The organism is Vibrio sp. 10N.261.55.C5 (assembly GCF_041470505.1).
Classification (GTDB): Bacteria; Pseudomonadota; Gammaproteobacteria; order Enterobacterales; family Vibrionaceae; genus Vibrio; species Vibrio crassostreae_C.
Window position 1 is genome coordinate 1 of record NZ_JBFRMS010000138.1, and the last position, 460, is coordinate 460.

1 protein-coding gene and 1 tRNA gene are annotated in these 460 nt (G+C 40.2%); both read left to right on the top strand.

From position 1 onward, the window contains the following. The first annotated feature begins 104 nt into the window (after window positions 1-104). Window positions 105-195 (top strand) — tRNA-Ser (locus tag AB4263_RS24340). A gap of 85 nt (window positions 196-280) precedes the next feature. Then, window positions 281-442: a DUF6538 domain-containing protein gene (locus AB4263_RS24345; RefSeq protein WP_372099047.1), complete on the top strand. Its 162-nt coding sequence runs from the start codon at window positions 281-283 to the stop codon at window positions 440-442. Window positions 443-460 lie beyond the last annotated feature (18 nt).

Genomic DNA, 460 nt, shown 5'->3' on the forward strand with positions numbered 1-460 from the left:
AAATTTATTTTCACTTTTTTGAAAGGTGAATACAAAAGGTATCGTTACTTGCATTAGCAAATAACAACCTCAACAGTGTACTAATCTGTTGATGACAATTTGTTGGAGGGATGGCTGAGTGGTCGAAAGCACCGGTCTTGAAAACCGGCAACCGTTAATAGCGGTTCTAGGGTTCAAATCCCTATCCCTCCACCACTCTTAAAGATTAAACCGCTGTTTTTACAGCGGTTTTTTCGTATCTAAAGCCTCGAAAATCATCTCGCACAGAAAGGTAGCACAGATGTACTTATTGAGACTTCCAAATAGCGTATACTACACACGCATCGCCACCCCACTTTCACTGCGTAGCAGCGGTTATCCCAAAGAGTTTAAATTCTCTCTTCTAACTCGTGAACGTAAAGTCGCTTACCTGAGAAATATCGAACAGGTTCAATTATACTAATCCGGAAAATTAACTGAT